This is a genomic window from Okeania sp. SIO2F5 (assembly GCF_010692685.1).
GTDB lineage: Bacteria > Cyanobacteriota > Cyanobacteriia > Cyanobacteriales > Microcoleaceae > Okeania > Okeania hirsuta.
The window spans coordinates 1-24,955 of sequence record NZ_JAAHGU010000021.1 but is presented as its reverse complement, the minus strand read 5'-3'; the positions used below and the strand labels follow the sequence as shown (position 1 = coordinate 24,955).

Genomic DNA, 24,955 nt, shown 5'->3' with positions numbered 1-24,955 from the left:
AAATACTGAAGTTTACTTTTTTCATCCCCTTGAAAGGGGAAGCTATTGACCCTCTTTTTTGGTCATTGTTATTTTATTAGTTAGAGTAGTTTATTTAGAATACTGAATAATTTGTGTAGTTGACAATATTCTTAGGACTTACGCAACGTTTTTCTGTCTAATACCAGTTTCTCCTCTTGCCTCTATCCCACGAAGACTCCATGGCTCAAAATTGTCATCAAGGTCAAGATACCATCAGGGTTCTATAAACCTCCTAGTTAACATATTCCTTTTCTACTAATGCGTATGTCGCAATAATACAGTATAAGACAAACGTATTTCAGGTGTTGGTGGAGAAACCTAGAGCGATCGCTGAATTCAGATCCCTTCTCTACTAACGGTACTTTGATATTTTTTAGAGCGAAAATTCCTTCAAAGCTAGTAGGGGCAAGGGAAATACGTTGCTCTGGCTAAAAATGGCTCTTTGCGTAGCATTCCGCAGGAAAACCTAGATATATCAGGAAAAAGGTTGGTTAAATGTAAAACCTAGACTATATAAGGATTTTATGCTGTTCTTAACATATTTTTTCCCAAAGTACCGCTAATGCGTATGTCGCAATAATACAATCCAATACAAATGTATTTCAGAGATTGGTGGAGAAACCTAGAGCGATCGCTGAATTCAGATATAAAAATCTTGATGGGAAATAGATGGGGTAATGGGGAGTTGGGTGTATTGAAGTATTTTCAATTATTGCCTAATTCCCATGTACGACTGTGTGCCTCTCAAATTTTGACTTTTGACAGCGGGTATTGGAAGATTGACAAATATTTGGCAAAAGTAAAGTAGATAATAACTACACAAGTCAATTCAGAGGTGGAATCAAAATGCAATTATCACAACGTTTAGCCCCCCTAAGCTTTAATGTATTTGCCGATATGGACCGGGCAAAAGCATTAGCAAAAGCAGCAGGGCAAGATTTAATAGATTTGTCTCTGGGGTCTTCTGACTTACCAGCGCCTCCCAAAGCTCTAGAAGCGATCGCTCAATCTTTGTCAGATTCTACTACTCACGGCTATTCGTTATTTTCTAACACTCAAGCTTTTCGGCAAGCAGCAGCTCAGTGGTATACTGATAAATTTGACATTCCAGTAGACCCAGAAACTGAAGTCTTACCTCTAATTGGTTCTCAGGAAGGTACGGCTCATTTACCTTTGGCTATACTTAATCCTGGTGATTTTGCTTTACTGCAAGACCCTAGTTATCCTTCTCATAGTGGTGGGGTGTTTTTGGCGGGGGGTCAAGTTTACCCTATGCCTTTATTGGCAGAAAATGGGTTTTTGCCAGTTTTGGCAGACATACCTCCAGCTGTCTTATCTCAGGCAAAAATGATGGTTTTGAGTTACCCTCATAATCCGACAACAGCGATCGCTCCTTTATCTTTTCTCCAAGAAACTGTTGCTTTTTGCCAAAAACATAATTTAGTCTTAGTTCACGATGCTCCATATTTAGACTTTGTTTTTGATACCTTTTCTCAAGCACCCAAAAAACAATCTATCGCTCCTTCTATTTTTCAAGCTGACCCAGAAAAAACTGTTTCTATAGAATTTTTTACTATGTCTAAATCTTATAGTATGGGCGGTTTCCGAGTTGGTTATGCCATTGGTAATACTGAATTGATTCAAGCTTTGCGACAGGTTAAAGCTTGTATTGATTTTAATCAGTATCAAGGCATTCTCAATGGAGCGATCGCTGCTTTGACTGGTCTTCAAGAGGTAGTTCGAGAAACTGTGGATATTTTTCGCCAACGTCGGGATGTGTTTGTTGGGGCATTAGATCGAATTGGTTGGCCTGTGCCTACTCCATCGGCCACTATGTATGTTTGGGCAAAGTTGCCGGAAGCATGGGCCAATAATTCTGTAGGTTTCTGTGTGGACTTAGTGAAAAATACTGGGGTTGCAGTAGCCCCAGGAGCTGGTTTTGGTAAAGCTGGAGAAGGGTATGTGAGGTTTGCTTTGGTTCATAAGTCGGAGGTTTTGTCAAGGGCTGTGGAGAAAATTTCAGTGTTTTTGCAGAAATGCTGAAGGTTCTCACGAAGGTCTCTACAATTTCGAGATTACATCAGCAGGTGGTATCTTATCTGAATCTGTACCTGAGCCTTCTAGTTTATTAGGTCTAATGACTATCGGTGGTTTAGTTGCTGCTACTAAGCACAAGTCTCAAAAGTAAATCATTCCAATAGCTTCTTTGCTTGTGAGTGAATAGTTTGACAGTATTAATATCATGTCCGGTTAAACAGTGATAAATAAATAACTAGGGAGTCCTCAGGAGTCAACCCACCCCTAACCCCTCCGGTGGAGGGGAAGTCAGGAGTCAGGAGGAAAGAGGAAAGAGGGAAGAAAGAAGAACAACTGGAGTTGAAGGAGAAAGTTTTTTTATAACTAATTATCCGGACATGATATAAGTCAGTATTATAAGTCAGTATTAAATGTATTAGGGAGTTTCAACAAAGCTCCCTTCTTTATTTAGGGATATTTTATTTTCATTGCAGGTGCAAAGAAATTAAACAACTGTGTTTTTTAAAGTTGCAACAAATGTATTGATTCTCAAGCGATCGCGAGAAAATGAGAAAATACTTATCCCACTTGATTCGGCAAGGGGTCTCCCGTTATCATCGGGCGATTTAACGGGAGGGGAATTGCCGACAGCAAATTAAACAGGTGACGCAAATAGGTTAGGACGTTTATAAATGCTCAAACTTAGTCAGGGATGACTTCTGACTTCTGTAGGGGCGAATGGCCATTCGCCCCTACTAACTTATGACTTGCGCGTAGCGCTATACTTTCCAGTAAATCTCTTTTAAAATAAAAAAAACCCTCTGATTGTTGAGGGTCTTAATTACCAATAAATATTTAGGCTTTTATTTAATTACTCTCTTCCAGCCAGAAGATTACCTATAATGTAATTTAAATACTACACAAATGTAACTCAGTCCCCAAGATTATTAAATCTTTACCAAATCGGGTATTTCGGTTATGCGATCATTAATTATTAACAAAACCCACCTAAAACCCATGAATAAATATTTTGCTGTGGAATTAATGGTGATGGGGGTGGGTTTATGATATTAATTTTGGGTATCATAATTGAACAGATGAACCCACCCCTACGAGTTGATTTTTGTGACTATTAATCATATTTCCTATTCCTTTAATATTAAATTGTTTCGGAAATAAAAATATATTTTCAGCTAGATTATTGGGTTGGGGGCGGGTTCATCTGAATAATTTGTAACAGCATTAACTTAACGCGGAACCTGCCCCTACTATTTCTGTCGCTCTATTTTCAAGGCAGCAATAACTTTTTCATACTCCACTTTAACCTGAGAAAAAATCTCTATTGCTTCTGTTGGAGTAGAATTTTCTGACTCATAAGCTAAACGAGCCATAATTTCTAATTCTTGACAAATTTTATAAAGAATCATTGCTCCTAGAGTACCACTAATAGACTTGAGAGAATGAGCAGCATTCTTAAGTATAAGTGGATCGGCTTGATTAATAGCAATATTAATATTCTCTAAAAGTTCGGGAGAAGTATCTAAATAAATATCTATTACTTCATCTAGAGCTTCTACTTCTTTTAACCCTTCTATTACCTTACTCTCAAGAATAGTCTGTTCTGTGAAAATGTGATTATCGTCTGGAACGGTTGCTGGAGATAAATTTGATTGTGGGAAAGTCAATTTTTCCTTTCCTTCTGACACAATAGACTTAGCTTTACTTAAAGCTTCTATAAGTTGCTCCATCCGTATTGGTTTACTAATATAATCATCCATTCCTGCAGCTATACATTCTTCACGATCGCCCTGCATAGCATTAGCTGTCATAGCAATAATTCGAGGTCTTCGCTGAGAAACTTTTTCAGGATGTTCTGTGATATTTTCATATTTTTGCCGAATGCGACGAGCAGCTTCTAGGCCATCCATCAAAGGCATCTGTACATCCATCAAAACCACATCATAAGGCAAACTAAATACAGCTTCTAAAACTTCTAAACCATTACTAGCAACATCAGCACGATATCCCATGCGTTGTAAAATTTGTAAAGCTACTTTTTGATTAACTAAATGGTCATCTGCTAATAATATTCGCAGCGGTAATTGTTCTGCTAATAAAGGAATAGTTTGAGAATTCCATTTAATATTATTGTTTGTGATTCTAATTTCAAAACCTTTACCATAAAAAATATTTAGTAAGGTTTCATAAAGCTGAGATTGTTTAACAGGTTTATTAATAATGGCTGCAAATAATTGATAAAAATCATTAATTTCTTGCCTACCGAAAGAAGTCAAAATCACTAGAGGTAAATCCCGATACATTGGATTTTGACGAATTTTATTTGCTAAAGTTAAACCATCAATTTCAGGCATCTGCATATCTATAATTGCTAGATCAAATTTGTACTTTTTAGTCATTAAATCTAAAGCATGAGTAGCATTTTCAGCAGTGCTAACTCTCATGCCCCAAGATTCAGTTTGTTTCAACAAAATTTTTCTATTTGTAGTATTATCATCAACTATTAGTATTTTTTTGTCTATTAAACTATGTCGATTATTATCTAAATAATTAGTTTGAATTAATTGATCTTTGACAGTTTTAATGCTACATTCTGTGACTATTGTAAAATAAAAACTTGAACCTAATTTTTCGTTGATATACTCTAATTTTTCATCTAAAAACTTATAGCCTGCTGGGGGATTACCTCCAACTGCACCCATACTTTCAACCCACATTTGACCACCCATAATTTCAGCTAATCTTTTACTAATAACTAATCCTAAACCTGTACCCCCATATTCCCTACTGGTAGAAGAATCAACTTGACTAAAAGACTTAAATAAACGATTCATGCGAGTAGTAGGAATACCAATACCTGTATCTCTGACTGAAAATTGTATTTCATATACGGGAAAAATATCACAATTATCAAATTCTGAGCTATTTTTTGCCTTTAAATTCTGTGAATTTTCTTCTGCTTCTAGCCGTCTACTGCTAACAGAAACTAATACCTCACCATTAGAGGTAAATTTCACCGCATTGCTCAAGAGATTAACTAAAATTTGACGTACCCGAGTAATATCTCCGATAATAGTAGTTGGAGTTTCTGGAGAGATGAAATAGACAAGTTCTAAATTCTTTTCACTAGCTTTTGCTGCTAATAAGTCAACAGATTCTTCTAGACAATGTTGTAAATCAAAAGGATTTGCTTCTAAATCTAGTTTCTCAGATTCTATTTTTGAGAAATCAAGTATATCATTAATGAGTGTAAGTAAAGTCTCACCACTACTACGAATAGTCTGGACAAAATCTTTTTGGTCTGTTTTGAGAGGAGTATCTAATAGTAAACCAGTCATGCCAATAACTGCATTCATCGGGGTTCTAATTTCATGGCTCATAGTAGCTAAAAATTCACTTTTTGCTCTCGTTGCAGCGAGTGCTTCATCTCTAGCTTTTGCTAAATCATTAGCGGTTTGTTGACGTTCTAATTCTCCACCTATCCACTGAGCCATTAGTTTTAATAATTCTTTATCTACAGCTTTCAAAGGTTCATTTAAGGCTTTAGGACTCCAGAAATTGAGAGTCCCATAAACTGAGCCGCCCACCATAACTGACGTTCCCATATAAGCCTCGATTTGGAAAGCCATATCTACTGTGATACAGAAACCTGAATATTGAATAGATTCAAAACATATTGGATCTTCTGCTATTGCTGTAAAAATAAATGTTTTTTCTAGGTCAAATTCTTCTCCTTTCAAAATAGAATTATCTGGAGTTTTAGCTGCAACAATAGTATATTTATTATCTTCAATTCTAGACAATACTCCTATTTCTAGGCCGAACTTTTGACAGCCCATTTCTAATAATTTTTGGAGGCGTTCATAAAAACAGAAGATAATAGAATTATCTTGATTTGTACCTTGACAAGGAGTAGAAGTTATTTCGTACAATCTCCGAATAGCAGCTTCACTTTCTTGTAATTCTTGTTCTCTTTGTTTACGGTCAGAAATGTCACGAGAAACTGCAATTATTTCTTGTACTTTCCCCGTTTCAGGATCGCGAATTGTACGAGCGGTGGTTTCAAACCAAATATATTTACCTTCTTGACAAAGAACGCGGTAGGCAATAGTGTAAGTTACGGGATTGTTAATAATAGTGTGATAGGCTTTGGCAATCGCTTTAATATCTTCAGGTGCAAAAAACTCTTTTGGATGAGTACCAACAATTTCTAATGGAGAATATCCCATCAGGTTGCGACAAGCGGGGGATACATAAAGGAAAACCCCATCTGGAGAGTGACGAGAAATCATATCAGTGGAGTTTTCTGCCATTAGTCTATATCGTTCTTCGTTGTCTTGAGATTCAAGTTGAGAATGTTGTAAAGCTTCTAGCATTTTATTCATAGTCTGAGCTAGGTTTGACAACTCATCATCCCCTGGCATTGGTACGCGCATTGAAAGGTCTCCACTAGAAGCTATTTTATTAACTATTTTGTTTAATTTTGAAATACGAGAGACTAACAATTTTTCTCTGAGTGCCAGCATAACGATCCCAAAAACTAGACCTACTATTACCGATGAAAAAATAAAGTAACTCCAAAATGAGCGACTGTGGTGGCGGATAATTCGATCTACTTCTCTTTGTAAAATTAGAGGAGGTTGAGTATCGATATCTTTGACAGTTCTATAACCATTTACTCGATCGGAATTGAGCGGTTCTAGAACTATTTCTGAAGTTTTCAGTTGCCGATCAATTTGTTGCGAGTTATTTTCCCACCGACTAAAAGTTAGTGATAATTTTGTTAATTCAGCTAACTTTGCTATTGTTGCATCGTTTATATAGCACCCAACAATGAGGATGTTATTGTTTAGATGGCTTTGGTGAAAAGAGGTATGATGTCTTGTCCGGATAAGAGCGCAAACAAAAAACTTTCTTCCTCTACTACTCTTTCTTCTTCTTTCTTTCTTCCTGACTCGGTCCGACTGACTTCCCCTCCTGGGAGGGGGAGGGGCGAGGGGTGGGTTGACTCCTAAATAATTAAGATTAATATCATACACTAATTCACCAAGGACGTTTAGACTATCTATTTCATTCAAAATAGGAGTATCAGCGATCGGGAGATAAGTTTCTGGTAAAAGAATAATACCTGTTTGCTGACTTATATTTTTACCTATTGGTAGATATTTTTTTAAGTTCTCAGATATTAGTATTTCTGTTTGTTGACTTCCATCGAATTCTTGACTAAATAAAATTTCTCCTCGAGCATCAAGTAGCAATAGAAAGTTCAGTTTTTGATTAATCCCAAAATTATCGAATGAATTAAAATCAATAAATTTATTTATATTATTGGACTCTAGTTTATTCTGATCAACTAACTTTTTTGATAAGGCATATATTCTATCCTGTTTTACTTTTACAGATAAATTAGATATCTCATCATCTAATAGATTTAATGCCCTTGCTACATCTAGATAAACGTAATCGACTTCCAAATTTTGGCAGCCATAAAACAATATCATTGATGCTGTAATAAACAACACCACTATCAAACTAGCCATCGCCGTACTAATAACTATTAATGTTTTTTGACGAAGTTTCATCGGGTCTTTCCCTATTGCTCTTATGCAACAAACCACTACAAATTCTTGTAATTCTTGTTGGAACATAAGAATTATGAATTAGTGATTCGCTTTTCCCTAATGGTTACTACTCTAGACATGATTGTGTCTAAAAGTGTTCTTGAAATTTTCTTTCCTAGAAATAGTTTCCTAATTACAGCGTAGCAATTTCAAATAGCAAAAGGTATGAATATCTCCACAAAATTATCAGGGTTTTCTCAGGATATGTAGCTAAATTAATGACAATTGTAGTTTAAATATTTTTTACCCATAATTAAGTTTAAGATGAAGTTTATCGCTAAATGGCCGAAAAATCTCAAATTAGGGCGGTGGAAACTCGAGCCATCTTCTTTGCAGACACGCCTAACATTGGGTATTGCATTATTTTCAGTATTAGGACTAGGGAGTGTAGCCTTGTGGACAAGTTGGAAGATGCAGCAATTGTTGATAGTCACTCATAAGCATAACATTGAGCAGATAGCTGAACGTTTTCCCAGAGATGTTGAAATGTACAGTGAAACGTGGTATGTCAAGAAAAGTTTACAGAAAGCTATTGATAATTTAACATTGGCCAATGTATTTATTTGGGTCAAAAATCAGCAAGGTACTGTGATAGTTCAATCACAAAATTTCCAGAGTGACAGTGACCATTTTGTTTTAAAATCTTTAGCTGAAATGCCCTCAAAACCCTTAGTTTATCCAATAAATGGACGCTATTTTGTGTTATGTGGTGGTCCTTTAACAGTTAATGGGATGAATGTTGGTAAACTTTATATCGCTCTAGACATTTCCCGCGATCAAAAGATGCTAGTGACGATGGTTATGAGTTTAAGTGTGGCGAGTATTTTGGCAATAATTGGAGTAACACTTGCTATAACTGTCTATATTCAACGTTCTCTCATACCTCTGCGTCATATTAGTCAACTTGCTGATAATGTTAATGCCGATATTCTAGATCGAGCAACAGTTTCTTTAGAACGCGCTCCTAGTGAAGTTAAGGAGTTGGCGAGAACTTTAGATACTATGTTGGGCCGGTTGTCTGATTCTTGGGAACAGCAAAGGCAGTTTGTGAGTAATGTTTCTCATGAGTTAAGAACTCCTTTGACTATTGTTTCTGGTTATCTTCAGAGTCTTTTGAGAAGGGGTAATAATTTAACGGAGATTCAGAAAGAAGCTATTTCGATAGCTTCTGGGGAAGCACAACGTACTGTTGAATTATTGAAAGATTTGCTGGAGTTAGCTAGAGCAGATAGTGGACAAATTCATTTTCATTTAGAAGCGGTTGTACTGAATGATTTGGTAGCAGAAGTAGTGGAAATGGCTAAACAGTTTAGTGGTCGAGAAATTATTCTGAGGTTTGGTAATGGAAGTGATTTTGTTAATCTAGAGCAAATATTTAGTGATAATAAAAATTCAATTATTACAGAAAAAAGTAATCTAGTCTCTGCCCAGATTGGCAACTCTAAAAAACTAAGTTTAGAGCAAAATATCAATAATAATTATATTGCTAGTAAATTAAGTTTAAAATCAAAAAATATTGTCGGTAAATCACAATATCAGATTGATAAAACTATAAATTTATCGTTAATTGAAGTCATGGTAGACCGCAATCGCTTCAAACAGGTTTTACTAAATTTAATTGATAATGCTGTTAAATATTCTGGTGAAGATTCTCCTATAATTTTAAATTTGTGTCAACAAAGTGGTGAAGCGATCGTTCAGGTATGTGACAAAGGTCAGGGTATTTCTTTATCACAACAAGCTAAGATTTTTGAACGTTTTTATCGAGCGGATGAAGCTAGAAATCGTTCTGGTGGAGCTGGTTTAGGTTTATCTATTGTTAAAACTTTGGTAGAAGGAATGGGAGGAACTATTCAAGTTTATTCAAAGTTAGATCGAGGCAGTATATTTACTGTGAAATTTTCAGTGAAACAATAGCTTTTGTTGTTTGCAATTATAGCGGTTTTCACATAGTATATACTACAGCTATCAAGTATTTTTATACTCCCTATTCCCTGCTGCTTGTTCCTTAGCTCCCGCGCGCAAAAATAATTTTGTAGTCTACTTAAATGAAAAGCGCTGTAAGCATTTATCTTTTTCTTTTGGGTTTAATACCCCGCTATCTACACGCTGTTTACAATTGGTTGGGGTTTGTAGATACAAAGTGCTAGGTCGTTGACTATACCCATCCACTTTTTCCTTCTTCCTTATTCCTTCTTCAAGGAAATTGATTTGTACAGCTTAATTTTAATCTTTCCCTGTTTCGGAAAATTCTCTAATACCAATTTGATAAATATTTGCTACAAATAACTAGATTATTTATTAGGAGTCAGGAGGGAATAAAGAAGCAAGAATGAAGAAGCAAGAATAAAGAATAAAGAGGAGAAAAAGAAGACAGAGGAGAAAAAGGAGAAAGTTTTTTTATCACTAATTATCCGGACATGATATAACAATCTTATTTGAGTTTTTAGGTCTTCTAGACTTTTAGGAAACTCTTAACTGGAAATAGGAAATAGGGAATGGGAAACACCGAAGCAATAAAATTTTTATCAATCATTCCTAATTACTATATATAGCAATCTTATTTGAGTTGTGAGATATTGTAGATTTTAGGGAATAGCGGTGTGACCCCGCGTCGGCGTTAGATGCAAGCGATCGTTAGCGCAGCTTTCCGTAGGGTGGGATGGCGTTTTGCTCCGCAAAATATCAATCTTTCCAGAAATTGTACAAAATCGTAGTACAAAAAAATCTCCTATTATGTTGATATAACAGAATGCAAAAAAACTGAAAAAAAATTAAAAAATTCAGAGTTTAAGTACCGTGCATTTATGCAAGATGTGGGTGAGGCAATTTTAATTGCTGATTTACAGGGAAAGATTATAGAAGCTAACTATAAAGCTACAGAAATATTGGGTTATCACAGAGAAAAACTTGTGCAAATGCACGCCAAACAAATCCATCCACCAGAAATACACCAAAAAGTAATAGCGACAATACTGGAAACAGCAAAAAATGGCAAAAATGTTATACCAAATATTCTAGCTTTGAGGAAAGACGGCAATTGGATTTGGATAAATATTATCATTTTCTTTGTGGGTTTAATACCCCATCGTCAACGGGGGTGTTCAAAATTACTTGGGGGAGCGTAGACGCGGAGCGGCCCTTCGTTGACTATCCCCATGTAATTTTCCTTCTGTCTCCTGTCTCCTGTCTCCTGTCTCCTGTCTCCTGTCTCCTGTCTCCTGTCTCCTGTCTCCTTCTTCAATTATAAAATTATTCAGTTAGAGAATGATGAAAAATTTTATCAAGTAATTTTTCAAGATATCACTTCCTATGTTTTAGCTGAAGCAGTAATAAAAGAAAGTGAAGAAAAATTTCGTGCGACTTTTGAACAGACTTTAATGGGAATATTTTTTGCTACTTTATCAGGAAAAATATTCCGAGTTAAGCAAGTATTTAGGAATATTTTGGGATATAGTAATGCCGATTTATCAAAGTTAAACTTGGTGGATATTATTTATGCAGAATAACGGCAAGATTATCAAATTAATTTACGCTCTCTTCTGGCATAAAATATACAAAAATATTCAACTGATAACCGTTTAATTCACAAAAAAGGTAAAATTATTTGATCATATTTGAATATATATTTAATCAAAACTTCCCAAGAACCAAAATATTTAATTGGCTTGATTAAAGATATTACTGAGCGTAAACAAATGGAATTAGATTTAAAAAAAAGTGAAGAACGTTGGAAATTAGCGTTGCGCGGTAATAATGATGGTATATGGGATTGGAATATTAAAACTAATGAATGTTTTTATTCAACCCGTTGCCAAGAAATTTTAGGTTATACAGAAACGGAGATTTTTAATCATGTAGATGATTGGAAAAATCGTATGTATCCTGATGATATTAATTTAGTAATACAGTCTATTTAAGAACATCAAGTTTAGGAGTATCTAGTATTATCCCATTTACTGAAGCCACTTATCAAAGTTTAATTGCAGGAGCAGATCGAGCACTTTATCAAGCAAAAGAAAAAGGTAGAAATCAGGTGATTCCTTATGTAGGTGATATAATTATTAATTAACTAAAAGATCGAACTTAAAATTTAAAATTATATTTTATAATTTTTGACAAGTCTTCCTATCCGACTCAGGAGACTAATATCAAATCCCGTAGTATTGGTGTAATTAGATAAAGAGTGCGGGGACTCACCCCTAACCCCTCCCAGGAGGGGGAAATCTTGAAAGATTTGGCAATGGCGCTCAGATGGAAAATTTTTTTAGACCAAATTCAAAGGATTTGATATAGCTTATTAAATGCCTTTTTATATCATGTCTCTTTAAATAACCGCTTCGGAAAAATTTAGGGAGTAGGGAGTAGGGAGTAGGGAGTAGGGAGTAGGAAGTAGGGAACAAGGGGAAATTTAAAAAATATTTTCTCTCAAGAGAAGAACATTTTTATTATGGCTAATTAATGAGACTTGATATTGCTACTTAGTATTGATGACTGACTACTCTCGTTCCTGCTAATACTAATTTGATGTGAGACTGCACAGAATGAGGTATTAGGTCGTAGATCTTAGGTATTGGGTGTTATATCAAATACGGTTGAATATTTATTATATAGTTGGGAGCGGCGGAGTGAGGGAGTAGGGGAGTAGGGGAGTAGGAGGAGGTTAAATATTGAAGTAATACCAATTTCATAAACTGAAACAACACTTGTAAAAGTATCTATCAAGCTTGAAAACTAAGGTGTCAAGTTATGTTTAGTCTGACTTTAGGAAATTGGTATAATTATAGGATTATAAACAGATATTATATAACAGGATTCTATGTGCAATTAACCGGATTTGATATTATATAAATTTTATGTGAGGTGGCACACAATTATGAAATTTATTAACTTGTCTATCTCGATATACACTCAATCCCAATCAATATATTATTCTATGCAGCTTCTTATTAATTTGGTATAATCTCATATCCGGATAATTAACGATCAAAAAACTTTTTCCCTTCAAGCCTTTTCTTCTCTTCTGCCTTCTACCTTTCTTTCTCCAAAGTCTAAGTATTCAACCAGACATGATATAAGTGTAGATAAACTCAATAAAATTGCTATAAAATAACTAATCTAAAATTATAAACCATGAAATTAAATATTATTTACAAGCTAAAACTTAGGTCATACAAAGCACTAGAAAAACTCAACTTTATACAGATATTAATTATATTTGTCATTCTCTTAGGATTGTGGGCAGCATTTGATTTATCGACTAATATATTGGCTGAATTTTTATGGTTTGAAGAACTTAATTATTTGCCCGTACTAATAACTAAATTGCAAACAGAAACTTTATTATGGATAATTACTTTTGTAGTTACATCAGTCTTCTTTTTAGCAAATCTCAGACTAGCGAGTATATTTAAGTATCCAAAAAATCACAATCGAAAAACCAAAGTATATGAAGAAATAATGCTAATTCCACCAGTAACTATGCCATCAAGTAAATTGCGTATTGAACCCTCATTTAGTCTAGGCTGGTTGTTATGTTTAGTATTAGGATTAATTTTATTAATAGGACTGATTCTAACCCATTATATTCAGGTATTTACTGATTACTGGTATCCTGATTTCACAGTTGCAAAGGTATCTCCACAAATTCCTTCAGAATTGAGCGTAGAATCAATTTGGCAAATATTCAGTCAAATACCGTCTAACTGGTGGCTATTAGGATTATTTATTGTATTAGGTATTGTTATCACTGTTAATCCTATATTATGGTTAAGTATATTTGCGATAGTACTAAGTTTAGTTTTTAGTTTTATTCTTTCGAGTCATTGGGGAAATATATTACAACTATTTAATGCTACTCCCTTTCCTGAAAGAGAAGATTTATTTCATATAAATATCAGTTTTTATGTTTTTCAAATTCCCGTTTTACAATTATTAAAATTTTGGTTGGTCGGATTATTTTTATATGGACTGGTTGCTTGCACTCTCATCTATTTATTGTCTGGAAATAGTCTAAGTAAAGGCAATTTTCATCAATTTTCCCAACAACAACAACGGCATCTTCATGCTTTAGGTGGAGGTTTTATATTAACCATAGCATATAGTTACTTTCTAGCTTGTTTTGAATTGCTTTACTCTCAGCGTGGTGTCATCTATGGTGCTGGTTACACAGATGTCAAAGTTCAGCTTCCTGCTTATATATTTTTGGCATTTTTAGCATTATTAATTGCATTATTTTTGTTTTGGCAAGCAATTTTTTCTATTAAAGATATTCAACCTTATATTGAAGCCAGTCTCCGATTTTTACGTTTGAGTCGAAGAAGGAAAAAAAAGATAAAATTGAGTGCAAAACTGTTTGCTAATAGCTATTCATTAAGAGCTATCTTAACATGGTATTTAGCCATCGCAGCAGTAACTGGTTGGTTATTACCAGAAATTGTACAAATAACCATCGTACAACCTAACGAAATAGAACGAGAAAGTCCATATATTAAACGTAGTATTAAATTTACTAGAGAAGCTTATTTCGATCCAGAAAAATTAGAAGTAAAACTATTTGACCCAGAAAATAAACTTACCTATACTGACTTAATAAATAATAAATTAACCATTGAAAATATTCGCCTTTGGGATACAAGACCAATTTTACAAACGAATCGACAATTACAAGAAATCAGACCATATTATGAATTTAAAAATGCCGATATAGACCGCTATACATTCCTGAAGAAAAAAGAAGAAAGAACAAAAAATAATCCTACCGAAAAACAACAAGTAATCATCGCAGCTAGAGAACTAAACTATGAATCTGTGCCTCAACCAGCACAAACTTGGGTCAATGAACATTTAGTCTATACTCATGGCTATGGTTTTACTCTTTCTCCAGTTAATCAAGTTGAAGAAAGTGGATTACCAGAATATTTCGTTAAAAATATCGGACCAGATCCAACTCTTAAAAAGAATAGTACCTTAGAAGTATTAGAAAGGATTAGATTCAGTATTCCTATTGGTAAACCTAGAATTTATTATGGAGAACTTACCAATACTCATGTCATTACTTCCACTGCGGAAAAAGATAGAGAATTAGACTATCCCAGTGGAGAAACAAATACCTATAACACTTATAGTGGCAGTGGTGGTATTGTCATCGGTACAAGCTGGAAAAGATGGGTATTTGCTAAATATTTGAAGAACTGGAGAATGTTATTCACTAATAAATTTATACCTACAACTAAAGTCTTATATCGCCGCAATATTAATGCCAGAGTTCGATCGATTGCCCCGTTTTTGCGTTATGACCAAGACCCATATTTAGTAGTAGCTAATCCTCAATTCGGCAAACAAGATGTTACTCAAACAACTCCCAGTTACCTCTACTGGATTTTTGATGCTTATACTACAAGCGATCGCTATCCTTATTCTGACCCAGAAAATAACGAATTTAATTATATTCGTAACTCAGTAAAAGTTGTAATTGATGCCTACAATGGCTCAGTAAAATTCTATGTTGCTGACCCTAAAGACCCAATTATTACAACCTGGAAAAAAGTTTTTCCTAATATGTTTTCTCCCATAGCAGAAATGCCAAAAAGTCTCTATGCTCATATCCGTTATCCAGTAGATTTATTTAAAGTACAATCCGAACTATTGGCAACTTATCACATGGATGACCCCCGTGTATTTTATAATCGAGAAGATTTGTGGCGAGTACCTATTGAGATTTATGGTAATCAACAGCAGAAAGTAGAACCTTATTATTTAATTACAAAATTACCAGCAGAAACTTCAGAAGAATTTATTCTTTTTCTACCCTATACTCCAGCAAGTCGTAATAACTTAATTGCTTGGTTAGCAGCTAGATCGGATGCACCAAATTACGGTAAATTACTTTTATATCAATTCCCTAAACAACGATTAATATATGGTCCTGAACAAATTGAAGCTTTGATTAATCAAAATCCAGAAATATCGCAGCAAATTTCTCTTTGGGATCGTCAAGGATCGAAAGCAATTCAAGGAAATTTATTAGTAATACCAATTAATCAATCCTTGCTCTATGTGGAACCGATTTATTTAGAAGCAGAGCAAAATAGTTTGCCAACTTTAGCTAGAGTTATTGTTTCTTATGAAAACCGAATTGTAATGAAACCAACTTTAGATGAAGCATTAAAAGAAGTTTTTGAAGTAGAACCATTAGAACAACCCTTAGTTGTGCCACCTTTGGAATAGGTCGGTGAAAAAGGAAGAAGGAAGAAGGAAGAACAGGACTTACACAAATTAACCTTGAAAACGCCATATGTAGGGGCGAATGGCATTCGCCCTCACTGGATTTAGTTTCCGTGCGTAAATCCTGAAGAAATTAAATTTATTCTATTTAGACTAATAACTAATAACTGAAAAAGCTGATAACTGAAAAAAGGGGGGGGGTTGACAAGAAAACTTGACATGGTATTATACTTATGATGGAAAAAGTGCGCTCATATATACTCAAATAACTTAGGCCAAAAAACTATACTTGCCCACTAAAATAAAGAATCATTAATAATGAATGAGTTGAATTCTTTAATTGCTAATTGTTGAAGAATAGCTGATAACTGATAACTGAATAAGAAGAAATCTAATAACTGGTAACTAATAACTAAAAAAGCTGATAACTGATAACTGATAACTGAAAATGCAGTCTGGAAAAATCTTGAGACAACGTTACAAAATTATCGACTCTCCTCTAGGAAGTGGAGGATTTGGAGATATCTACTTAGCTCAAGACCTAGACCTACCAGAAAATCCGAAATGTGTAGTTAAACATCTCAAACCTAAAAGTTCAGACCCAGGAGTTTTGCCTGTTGCCCAAAAGTTGTTTGAGACAGAAGCAAAGACCTTATACAAATTAGGCAAAGACTCAGACCAAATACCAAAATTATTTGCTCATTTCCAGGAAGGAAAAGAATTTTACCTAGTACAAGAATATATAGAAGGGCACGATATAAGTAAGGAACTGACCCCGGGGAAAAAATTAAGCGAGTCTTACACTATCACCTTACTCACAGGAATCTTAGAAGCATTAGCAGTAGCTCATCAAAATAATATTGTTCACCGAGACATCAAACCACAAAATTTGATGCGTCGTAAGTCAGATCAAAAAATAGTATTGATAGACTTTGGCGCAGTAAAAGAAATAAGTGTATTGACTACTTACCAAAAAGGAACGACTACTTTTACTGTAGCAGTCGGAACACCTGGATATATGCCAGGCGAACAAAGTAACGGTCAACCAAAACTGAGTAGCGATATCTATGCAGTGGGAATGGTAGGAATAAAAGCACTGACAGGAAAAGATCCCCACAACTTACAAAAAGACTCCAAGACTGGAAATGTATCTGGCGAAATGAAGCACAAGTAAGTAACCGTCTGGCAAATGTATTAGATAGGATGGTACATGAATATTTTCCCATGCGTTATGAAAATCCTACGGCAGTCTTAGAAGCTTTAGGTTTTACAACTTCACCACCCACACCACAACCAACACCAGCACCAAAAGTTAGTCAAACAAAAACAGTAGTAGTAAAACCTCCACCCCAACCTAACCAAAAGTTAGTCAAACAAAAACAGTAGTAGTAAACCCTCCACCCCAACCTAATAAAAGCAGAAGACAAATATTGATATTAGGAGGTTTAGCAGGAAGTGGGTTTGTCGCAGCAATATTAAGTAGAGGTTTTGGGAATAAACCATATCCAGAAAATATTCCGACTTCCCGACCAAATATTCCGACTTCCCAACCAATACCAGAAACAACTCCAGAAAATATTCCTGCTCCCCAACCAATACCAGAAACACCTCCAGAAAATATTTCTACTCCCGAAGCAACTCCAGCACCTCCCCCTCCACCACGACCAAAATTTCCTATTCAGACATTTAGCACCGTCACAGTTAATAGTAGAGGAGAAATAATAAGTCGCCGTCAACATCAAGCAGAAGTAATGACAGAAAATCTTGGCAATGGAGTCTCCCTAGAAATGGTAAAAATTCCTGGAGGTAGATTTCTCATGGGTTCTCCAGAGACAGAAGCAGGGAGAAGAGATAATGAAGGTCCGCAACATTATGTCGATGTGCCAGAATTTTTCATGGGAAAGTATCCAGTCACTCAAGCACAATGGCAAGCAGTTATGGGAAATAATCCTTCTAGGTTTAAAGGTGCAAGTCGCCCTGTAGAAATGGTAACTTGGAACGATGCGACAGAGTTTTGTCAGAAACTCTCAGAAATAACGGGTAAAAAATATAGTTTACCTAGTGAGAGTCAGTGGGAATATGCTTGTCGAGCAGGAGCAACAACACCATTTTATTTTGGCGAAACTATAACGTCTGAGTTAGTTAACTATGATGGAAATTATACTTATGGTAATGCACCGAAAGGAAAATATCGTGAACAAACAACAGATGTGGGAATTTTTCCACCCAATGCTTTTGGTTTGTACGATATGCACGGGGATGTCTGGGAATGGTGTGCTGATAATTGGCATGATAATTATAATGGAGCGCCTACAGATGGAAGTGTTTGGTTAGATGGAAATAAGAATCTTTCACCGCTGCGTGGTGGATCCTGGATCGACGGTCCTAATCCTTGCCGTTCCGCGTTTCGCATCATCAACTATTGGCGCGACGACCTCATCAACTTTGTTGGTTTTCGTCTTGTGTGTTCAGGCGGGAGAGAACTCTGTAACCCTTTTCTCTTTTCCCCTTTTCCCCTTTACCCTCTTTTTCTTTTTTCTTTCCTTCCCACGAAGCGGGGAAAATTTTTTTTCAGAGTGGGAGAAGTCAGAGTAAGACAAGGATTTTGCTAGGGATGCACCGATGGATGTCGGGATGATTAATCTGCATTTTGTGAGGCTACTAAAAAAATCGGTGCTGAAAGGGATTTCCCCTTGCATCGGCAAAAAAATCATAGTAGTATGTAATATTTTGGATCTTTTGTACCTATACATGACTTTTTATTCAACGCCAAAACATCGCCAGACACAGATTTTGCCACGGATGTACGGATAATTATGTTGCCTTAGCAGAAGCGATCGCCTTTTTCACTGATAACTGAAAAGTCTCTAGGTTATGGGTATCGCTTTGATTATAGATCAAACATCCTGTGAAGCACTCGGAAAAAGTCAGGAGAAATAGAGAAGCGATAGAACGACCTTCCGCATTTGAGCGATCGCTCAAACTTAGAGCAAAACTTCATTGCGAGAAGCACCCATGAAGAAAAAGTGGGTGGTAGGAAGATTTGACTATTCAATAACAAGGCAAGAATTTTGCCCAGAAACAGAACCTCTGCATTTTGTTGAGCTGCCAAAAAAGTCGGCACTGAAAAGAATTTCCCCTTGCATTGGCAAAAAAATTATAGTACTATGTAATGATTTGGTGTTGTTCGTACCCATGCATGACTTTTTATTCAACTAAAAAGTTAAATATGTAGATTAGGTTTTAAGCTGTCGCCGAAGTAACAGTAAAATCACATCAACTTAGATAGAATCAAAAATATATCAAAATATTAAGTAAAAATGAAAGTCGAAGAAGCATTGGAAGTTCTGGAGACAGTTCTACCTCCAGGCTCCTTAAACGCTGTAAAAAGAAAAGTATTTTCTCAAGCATGGGAAGGTAAAGCATATTCTGAAATTGCCGAGCAAGCAGGTTATGACCCAGACTACATAAAAGGAGTAGCTGCAAACTTATGGCAAAGTCTTTCTGGTGTCTTAGACGAAAAAGTAACCAAGAAAAACTTTCGCGCTCTGCTGAGACAAAAATTTGGTACTCACAAATCATGTCTTGCCAAAACAGAACTAAACATTCAACAATATATATTCCAATCTTCTACAGAAACAAAAAAAACACTGTCTAAACCAAAAATTGATTGGGGAGAAGCCATAGATGTTTCTGTTTTTTACGGACGCTCTCAAGAACTAAATCAACTACAACAATATATTATCGGAGATGGCTGTCGTTTAGTAGCATTACTAGGTATGGGAGGCATTGGTAAAACAGCAGTAGCAGCAAAAGTCGCCCAACAACTACAGAATGAATTTGACTATATAATCTGGCGATCGCTCCGCCATGCTCCCTCCCTAGAAACAATTCTCACTCAACTAGTGTCATTTTTATCCCAGCAAGAATGTACTCAAGGAGAACTAAGCAAACTAATTGAATACTTGCGCAACTCACGTTGCCTAATAATTTTAGATAGTGTCGAAAGCATTTTACAAACTGGATGTACAGGTCACTATCGCCCTGGCTACAAAGACTACAGTCAACTCTTTCATTTAATCGGCGAAACATCTCACTCTAGCAGTCTCATCCTCACCAGTCGAGAAAAACCTCCGGAAGTAGCAGCCTTTGAAAGTATAGATGCAGCAGTACGCTCCCTACAACTATTGGGGTCTAAAGAAGTCGCCCATGCCTTACTAAAAACTAACAAAATATTAGGCTCAGAAACACAAAAACAACAGCTCAGTGAATATTATAGCTATAGTCCCCTAGCCTTAAAAATTGTCACCAGTTCCATCACAGACTTATTTGATGGAGACCTGTCAGAATTTCTGCAACATGGCACAACCACCTTCAATGGTATTCGTCGCCTCCTCGACCAACACTTTCAGCGTCTCTCAGAGCTAGAAAAAAAAATCATAGTTTGGTTGGCAATTAACCAAGACTGGACGAATGTCAAAAAATTGCAAACCGATATTGTGCCAGCAATTTCCAAAGCAAATCTCTTAGAAAGTTTAGAAGCTCTCATCTGGCGCTCTCTAGTCAAGAAAAAATCAAGTATGTATACAGTCGAACCTGTAGTAATGGAGTATATTCTTCACTATTTAATTGAACAGGTTGTTGCTGAGTTAACTACTGCCAACTTAGACTTATTTCTCAGTCATTCTTTAATCATTACTACTGGCAAGCGCTATATTAAAGAACGACAAAATAAGCTGATTATAGAACCTATTGCCAGACAACTCAGCACAATATTTAGTTCTACTCGAGCGCTAGAACAACAATTATTATTAATTTTAAACAAGCTACAAGCAAGTGAAACTTCTTTATGTGGTTATGGCATTGAAAATCTGATTAACCTGTGCATGAAACTACAGATTGACTTAATGGTAGGTGACATTTCTCCCTGTCAAATAGAATCTCATAAATCTGCTAATACCTGCTCCCAAAAAGCTATTGAAGTATTATCTACAGTTAACTCGAAATCTTCTAACTATTGTACAATAGTTCCTGGGAAACTTTGCCCTGCTATTAGTCAAGCAGATAAACAAAAATGCCATGAAAGTTATGACTCACAGTTGCTAGATCGTAGTTCTTGTGTTTGTCCTACTAATTCTGTAAATTTGTCTGACCAAACTTGCTTAGAACCACTAAAACAAGAAGATGAAAATCTTTTAGACTGTCAAGTGTTGTTAGAAAAAATCCAAATACCGACATTGGGTAATATTTCTGTCATAGCTTCTAGTCCAAATAAAGATTTTTTAGCGATCGCGGATAAATTGGGAGAGATTCGTTTGTTGTCAATGGTGAATCATCAGCCACATCTAGTTTTTGAGGGTCATACTCAAGAAATACATTCTATTGTTTGGAGTCCAGATGGAAATTTTCTCGCAACTGGTAGCAGCGATCGAACAGTAAGATTATGGGATATTAATACAGGTAAATGTCTTCATATTTTTGAAGGACATAAAGCTCGAATTGATTCCTTAGTTTGGAGTCAGAATAATCAAACTATTGCTAGTAGAAGTGAAGATGAAACTATTAAACTCTGGGATATTTCTACTGGCGAATGTTTGCATACTTGGTTAGCCGAAAATTTTCTTCAATCCTCTACTAACTTAGATTTATTATCAACTGATATGTATGAATTTTTAGCTCCTACTTTTTATGAGGTTGAATGTCCTGTTAGTCTAAGTATTAATCAATTAAGCTTTGTTGGGTTTGTAGATTCTCAATTTTATTGTACGCCCATAGTATCTTTCTTTGCATATAAAACTTAGGGAATTTATCTGATTTTTTGTAATAATTCAGCCATCAGCTATTGCTTTTACAGCGCTTTTCAAATTGATGAACCACATCTTCACAAGCAAAATCTTGTAGGGATGTTCCATGGAATCTCCCTAAAAGGTAAAAGCAAGTTTTTAAATTTAAAAATAATAAAAAATTACTGCCAAAATTCCAGGACTAAACATTATATCAAGTAACATTAATTAACCGTAATGTAGGGATGTTGTATGCAACATCCCTACGAGTTTGGGAAAAGATTGTTCATTACAGTTATTTAATACCATTTATCAAAAATTTTTCTACATTTTGTTGAGCAGGGCAGTAGAGGGAAATAATTAATGATTTATGGATAATAATTGATTTAATTTTTTATTATTGGAGATATCTACTGTTTCCTGTTATACTAATATTATTTATAGCACTACAATAATTTGGAACGGACATTTTTCAATCCTAAAACCCTTTGACAACTGATAACTGAAATGACAGTTCCCTGTTCCCTAGCGCTATAGTACAAATTTATATTATGAAACAAATTAACCGTCGAAGATTTTTAAGCTTAAGTTCTAGTAGCGCTATTGCTGTTTTAATAGCTCAATGTAGCAACGATAATACTCAAGAAAAGTTCCAAACATTTTCATCCGAATATAAAATTAACCAAAGCCAAGATGGAATTTTAGAAGTAAATTTGATAGCCAGTATTAATAAAATAAATCTAGGAAATCAACAAGCTTATGTATTCAACTATAACGGACAAATTCCCGGACCGAGATTAGAAGCAAAACCAGGAGATACAATTAGGATTAACTTTACCAACAAATTACCACAACCTACAAACATCCATTATCACGGATTACATATTCCCATCACCGGAAACGCTGATAACGTATTTCTGAAAATTGCACAAGGCGATCGCCTAACATATCAATTCCAAATTCCTCAAAATCATCCTGCGGGAATGTTCTGGTATCATCCTCATTTCCATGGTTTGACAGCAGAACAACTTTTTGGTGGGTTGGCAGGATTATTTATTGTTCGGGGAGAGTTGGATGAAATTCCAGAAGTTAAGGCGGCTGAGGAAAAATTTTTAGTATTGCAAGACTTTGCTCTAGACCGACGAGGAAATTTACTGCCATCCCAGGAACTTTCAATTATGACCGGAAGAGAGGGAGATTTAATTACCGTTAACGGTCAGTCTAACCCTAACTTGACAATTCCACCTCAAGGTTTGTTACGGTTACGAATTATCAATGCTTCCACTTCCCGGTTTTATCAGTTGTCTCTAGAAGAACACCCACTTTATTTAATTGCTACTGATGGAGGAGCATTAACTGAACCAATAGAAATGTCAGAACTGTTATTAACTCCTGGAGAAGAGTAGATATCTTAATACAAGCCAACCGAGAACCCGGAAAATATCGCTTGTTGAACTTGCCCTATCAACGAGTAGGTATGGGGATGATGGGAAGAGGTATGATAGGAAGAGGTATGATGGGGAGGAATGCTCCTGAAAATCAACCACAAGTCTTAGCAACCGTGACTTATGACACCAAGGTTGCTGCTGTACCATTGCCAAGCAAACTAATACCAGTAGAAGCATTGCCAAAAGCTCAAAAGGTACGTCGTTTTCAGATGAACCATGGCATGATACCCGGTAAAGGCATGGCATTTCTGTTTAATGGTCAACCATATCAGCTAGCAAGAATTGATACTCAAGTTCAGCTTAATACAGTTGAAGACTGGGAATTAATTAACACAGGTATGATGGATCATCCCTTTCATGTTCACGGCAATGCTTTTCAAGTTGTGAGTCGCAATGGGAAACCAGAACCCTATCTTGCGTGGAAGGATGTGGTATTGGTGAGACCGGGAGAGAAAGCCATGATTAGAATGCCTTTCCGAGATTTTCCTGGAAAGACTGTTTACCATTGTCATATTCTCGACCATGAAGATTTAGGAATGATGGGTAATCTAGAAATTCAGGCTTGAAGTAGAAGGTTTATAGCAGTCGAAGTAAAGGGCGCATACAGATTGAGAAGCTCTAAAACTCAGACAAGGTAATACTTTCCTTCTTCCTCTCTTGGTGCGCATTCCCTTATGTCTGTCGCCGACGCGGGGTCGCACCGCTTCTTCCTTGTTCCTTCCTTCTTCTGCTATATAATCAAAAAAAGCACTTATAGATTATTTGAGGCAATGGTGATGAAAAAATTTTTCTCTAATTGGATACAGTCTTTATAGCAATGAGCGCTGGTATCTTTACAAATCGCAGGAGGGGCTAAATAGCTAAAAGTCTTTATTATCGGCAATTTACTCCCCCTGTTGCCTGTTGCCAGATGAGCTGTTGCCTGTTGCCTGCGCACAGCGCTATAGTTGCTGGTGTGGCAGTTGCCGGAGTTTTGGGTACTGCATATTGGACTTTTATTGGTTTACCCCAGAATTCCACGCTAAATAAAACAGCTCAAACTGTCTATAACTCTGGTTTATCCACAACAGAGGTAGCATCACAAGCACTTAATATTACTGTCTACCGTACTCCCACTTGCGGATGCTGTAAGGGGTGGGTGGAACATATCAAGCAAAACGGCTTTCAAGTCACTGATATTGTTAAACCAGAGTCAGAAATTAAAACTATTCGGCAAAAATATAATCTACCCTCAAATTTGGCTTCTTGTCATACAAGTGAAATTGCTGGTTATCTCGTAGAAGGTCATATCCCAGTGGCAGACGTAAAAAATTTAATAGCAAAGAAACCAAATATTGCCGGAATTAGCGTTCCCGGAATGCCTATTGGTACTCCTGGTATGGAAATGGGCGATCGTCAAGAATCTTTCAATGTTTTTGCCTTCCAAAAAGATGGTCAGACTCAAGTTTTTAATTCCTATAAATTCTAGAATTCTTAATAGATCAATTTAGAACCAATCAATTAGACATCTCCAAAAATAAAAAATAAAATCAATTATCATACAGAACTTGTCAGTTATTTCCCTCTCCATACCTATTCCCTCTTTTCTGGAGATGTCTATTTGTAGGGAGGTTTCATGGAACGTCTCTACATTCTTTTTTACATCATTGAATTAGAAATGTGTTTGCGTTATGAATTTAGTCGTCGGTTTATATCATGTCCGGTAGCATCGTTTGTGTATAATAGAGGAGGAAGAAAAATAATTGCCCGGAGCGATATTGCTACGCAACGCTACCGCGATCGCTACTCTTCAAGCACTTGACAAATCATCAGTAGGCCACCA

General features: G+C 35.9%; 16 protein-coding genes and 2 pseudogenes. 16 read left to right on the top strand and 2 right to left on the bottom strand.

Annotation, left to right across the window (positions count from 1 at the left end; translation table 11 throughout):
• Positions 1-616: 616 nt before the first annotated feature.
• The 4 genes from F6K27_RS10575 (at position 617) to F6K27_RS10565 (ending at position 2,696) form a co-directional block, all read left to right on the top strand.
• Entirely contained in the window at positions 617-829 is a 213-nt protein-coding gene (locus F6K27_RS10575; protein ID WP_124146749.1) for a hypothetical protein, read from the top strand.
• Between the two features lie 38 nt (positions 830-867).
• The gene (locus F6K27_RS10570) at positions 868-2,064 is read left to right on the top strand and encodes an LL-diaminopimelate aminotransferase (RefSeq protein ID WP_287276214.1); all 1,197 of its coding nucleotides are present in this window, start codon (positions 868-870) and stop codon (positions 2,062-2,064) included.
• On the top strand, positions 1,991-2,209 hold the full coding sequence (locus tag F6K27_RS33605; RefSeq protein WP_124155404.1) for a PEP-CTERM sorting domain-containing protein: 219 nt from the start codon (positions 1,991-1,993) through the stop codon (positions 2,207-2,209). The genes F6K27_RS10570 and F6K27_RS33605 overlap by 74 nt, the downstream gene beginning before the upstream one ends.
• Before the next feature lie 343 nt (positions 2,210-2,552).
• On the top strand, positions 2,553-2,696 hold the full coding sequence (locus tag F6K27_RS10565; protein WP_161565078.1) for a hypothetical protein: 144 nt from the start codon (positions 2,553-2,555) through the stop codon (positions 2,694-2,696).
• A gap of 609 nt (positions 2,697-3,305) precedes the next feature.
• On the opposite strand, the gene F6K27_RS10560 is transcribed toward F6K27_RS10565, so the two are convergent.
• A complete protein-coding gene (locus F6K27_RS10560) occupies positions 3,306-7,703 on the bottom strand; it encodes a response regulator (protein ID WP_287276212.1) in 4,398 nt (1,465 codons plus the stop codon).
• 237 nt (positions 7,704-7,940) lie between these two features.
• On the opposite strand from F6K27_RS10560, the gene F6K27_RS10555 reads away from it, so the two are divergent.
• The 7 genes and pseudogenes from F6K27_RS10555 to F6K27_RS34315 all read left to right on the top strand — a co-directional run bounded on the left by F6K27_RS10555 (position 7,941) and on the right by F6K27_RS34315 (position 18,514).
• Entirely contained in the window at positions 7,941-9,593 is a 1,653-nt protein-coding gene (locus tag F6K27_RS10555; protein WP_124146441.1) for a cell wall metabolism sensor histidine kinase WalK, read from the top strand.
• Between the two features lie 809 nt (positions 9,594-10,402).
• Positions 10,403-10,804: a PAS domain S-box protein gene (locus F6K27_RS10550; protein ID WP_353735965.1), complete on the top strand. Its 402-nt coding sequence runs from the start codon at positions 10,403-10,405 to the stop codon at positions 10,802-10,804.
• Positions 10,805-10,855: 51 nt separating this feature from the next.
• Complete coding sequence (locus tag F6K27_RS33600) at positions 10,856-11,185, top strand: PAS domain-containing protein (RefSeq protein WP_353735964.1); 330 nt, start codon at positions 10,856-10,858, stop codon at positions 11,183-11,185.
• A 108-nt stretch (positions 11,186-11,293) separates the two neighbouring features.
• A complete protein-coding gene (locus F6K27_RS10540) occupies positions 11,294-11,596 on the top strand; it encodes a PAS domain-containing protein (protein ID WP_287276210.1) in 303 nt (100 codons plus the stop codon).
• 11 nt (positions 11,597-11,607) lie between these two features.
• A pseudogene (locus F6K27_RS10535) lies at positions 11,608-11,748 on the top strand (diguanylate cyclase domain-containing protein); the annotation flags it as partial.
• Positions 11,749-12,809: 1,061 nt separating this feature from the next.
• Complete coding sequence (locus F6K27_RS10530) at positions 12,810-15,905, top strand: UPF0182 family protein (RefSeq protein WP_287276208.1); 3,096 nt, start codon at positions 12,810-12,812, stop codon at positions 15,903-15,905.
• 445 nt (positions 15,906-16,350) lie between these two features.
• Positions 16,351-18,514: pseudogene (locus tag F6K27_RS34315) on the top strand (SUMF1/EgtB/PvdO family nonheme iron enzyme).
• Positions 18,515-18,716: 202 nt separating this feature from the next.
• On the opposite strand, the gene F6K27_RS10510 reads toward F6K27_RS34315, so the two are convergent.
• Positions 18,717-18,884, bottom strand: a complete 168-nt coding sequence (locus tag F6K27_RS10510) for a hypothetical protein (RefSeq protein WP_287276204.1) — start codon at positions 18,882-18,884, stop codon at positions 18,717-18,719.
• Positions 18,885-19,222: 338 nt separating this feature from the next.
• Here F6K27_RS10510 and F6K27_RS10505 point away from each other — a divergent pair, with 338 nt between their 5' ends.
• The 5 genes from F6K27_RS10505 (at position 19,223) to F6K27_RS10485 (ending at position 24,934) form a co-directional block, all read left to right on the top strand.
• Positions 19,223-21,703, top strand: coding sequence for an NB-ARC domain-containing protein (locus tag F6K27_RS10505; protein WP_287276202.1), 2,481 nt, complete (start codon positions 19,223-19,225; stop codon positions 21,701-21,703).
• A 533-nt stretch (positions 21,704-22,236) separates the two neighbouring features.
• A complete protein-coding gene (locus F6K27_RS10500) occupies positions 22,237-23,091 on the top strand; it encodes a multicopper oxidase family protein (RefSeq protein ID WP_287276201.1) in 855 nt (284 codons plus the stop codon).
• A 41-nt stretch (positions 23,092-23,132) separates the two neighbouring features.
• Positions 23,133-23,699, top strand: coding sequence for a multicopper oxidase family protein (locus F6K27_RS10495; protein WP_287276200.1), 567 nt, complete (start codon positions 23,133-23,135; stop codon positions 23,697-23,699).
• A gap of 359 nt (positions 23,700-24,058) precedes the next feature.
• The gene (locus tag F6K27_RS10490; protein ID WP_287276198.1) at positions 24,059-24,601 is read left to right on the top strand and encodes a DUF411 domain-containing protein; all 543 of its coding nucleotides are present in this window, start codon (positions 24,059-24,061) and stop codon (positions 24,599-24,601) included.
• A 147-nt stretch (positions 24,602-24,748) separates the two neighbouring features.
• On the top strand, positions 24,749-24,934 hold the full coding sequence (locus F6K27_RS10485; protein ID WP_287276196.1) for a hypothetical protein: 186 nt from the start codon (positions 24,749-24,751) through the stop codon (positions 24,932-24,934).
• Positions 24,935-24,955: the final 21 nt, after the last annotated feature.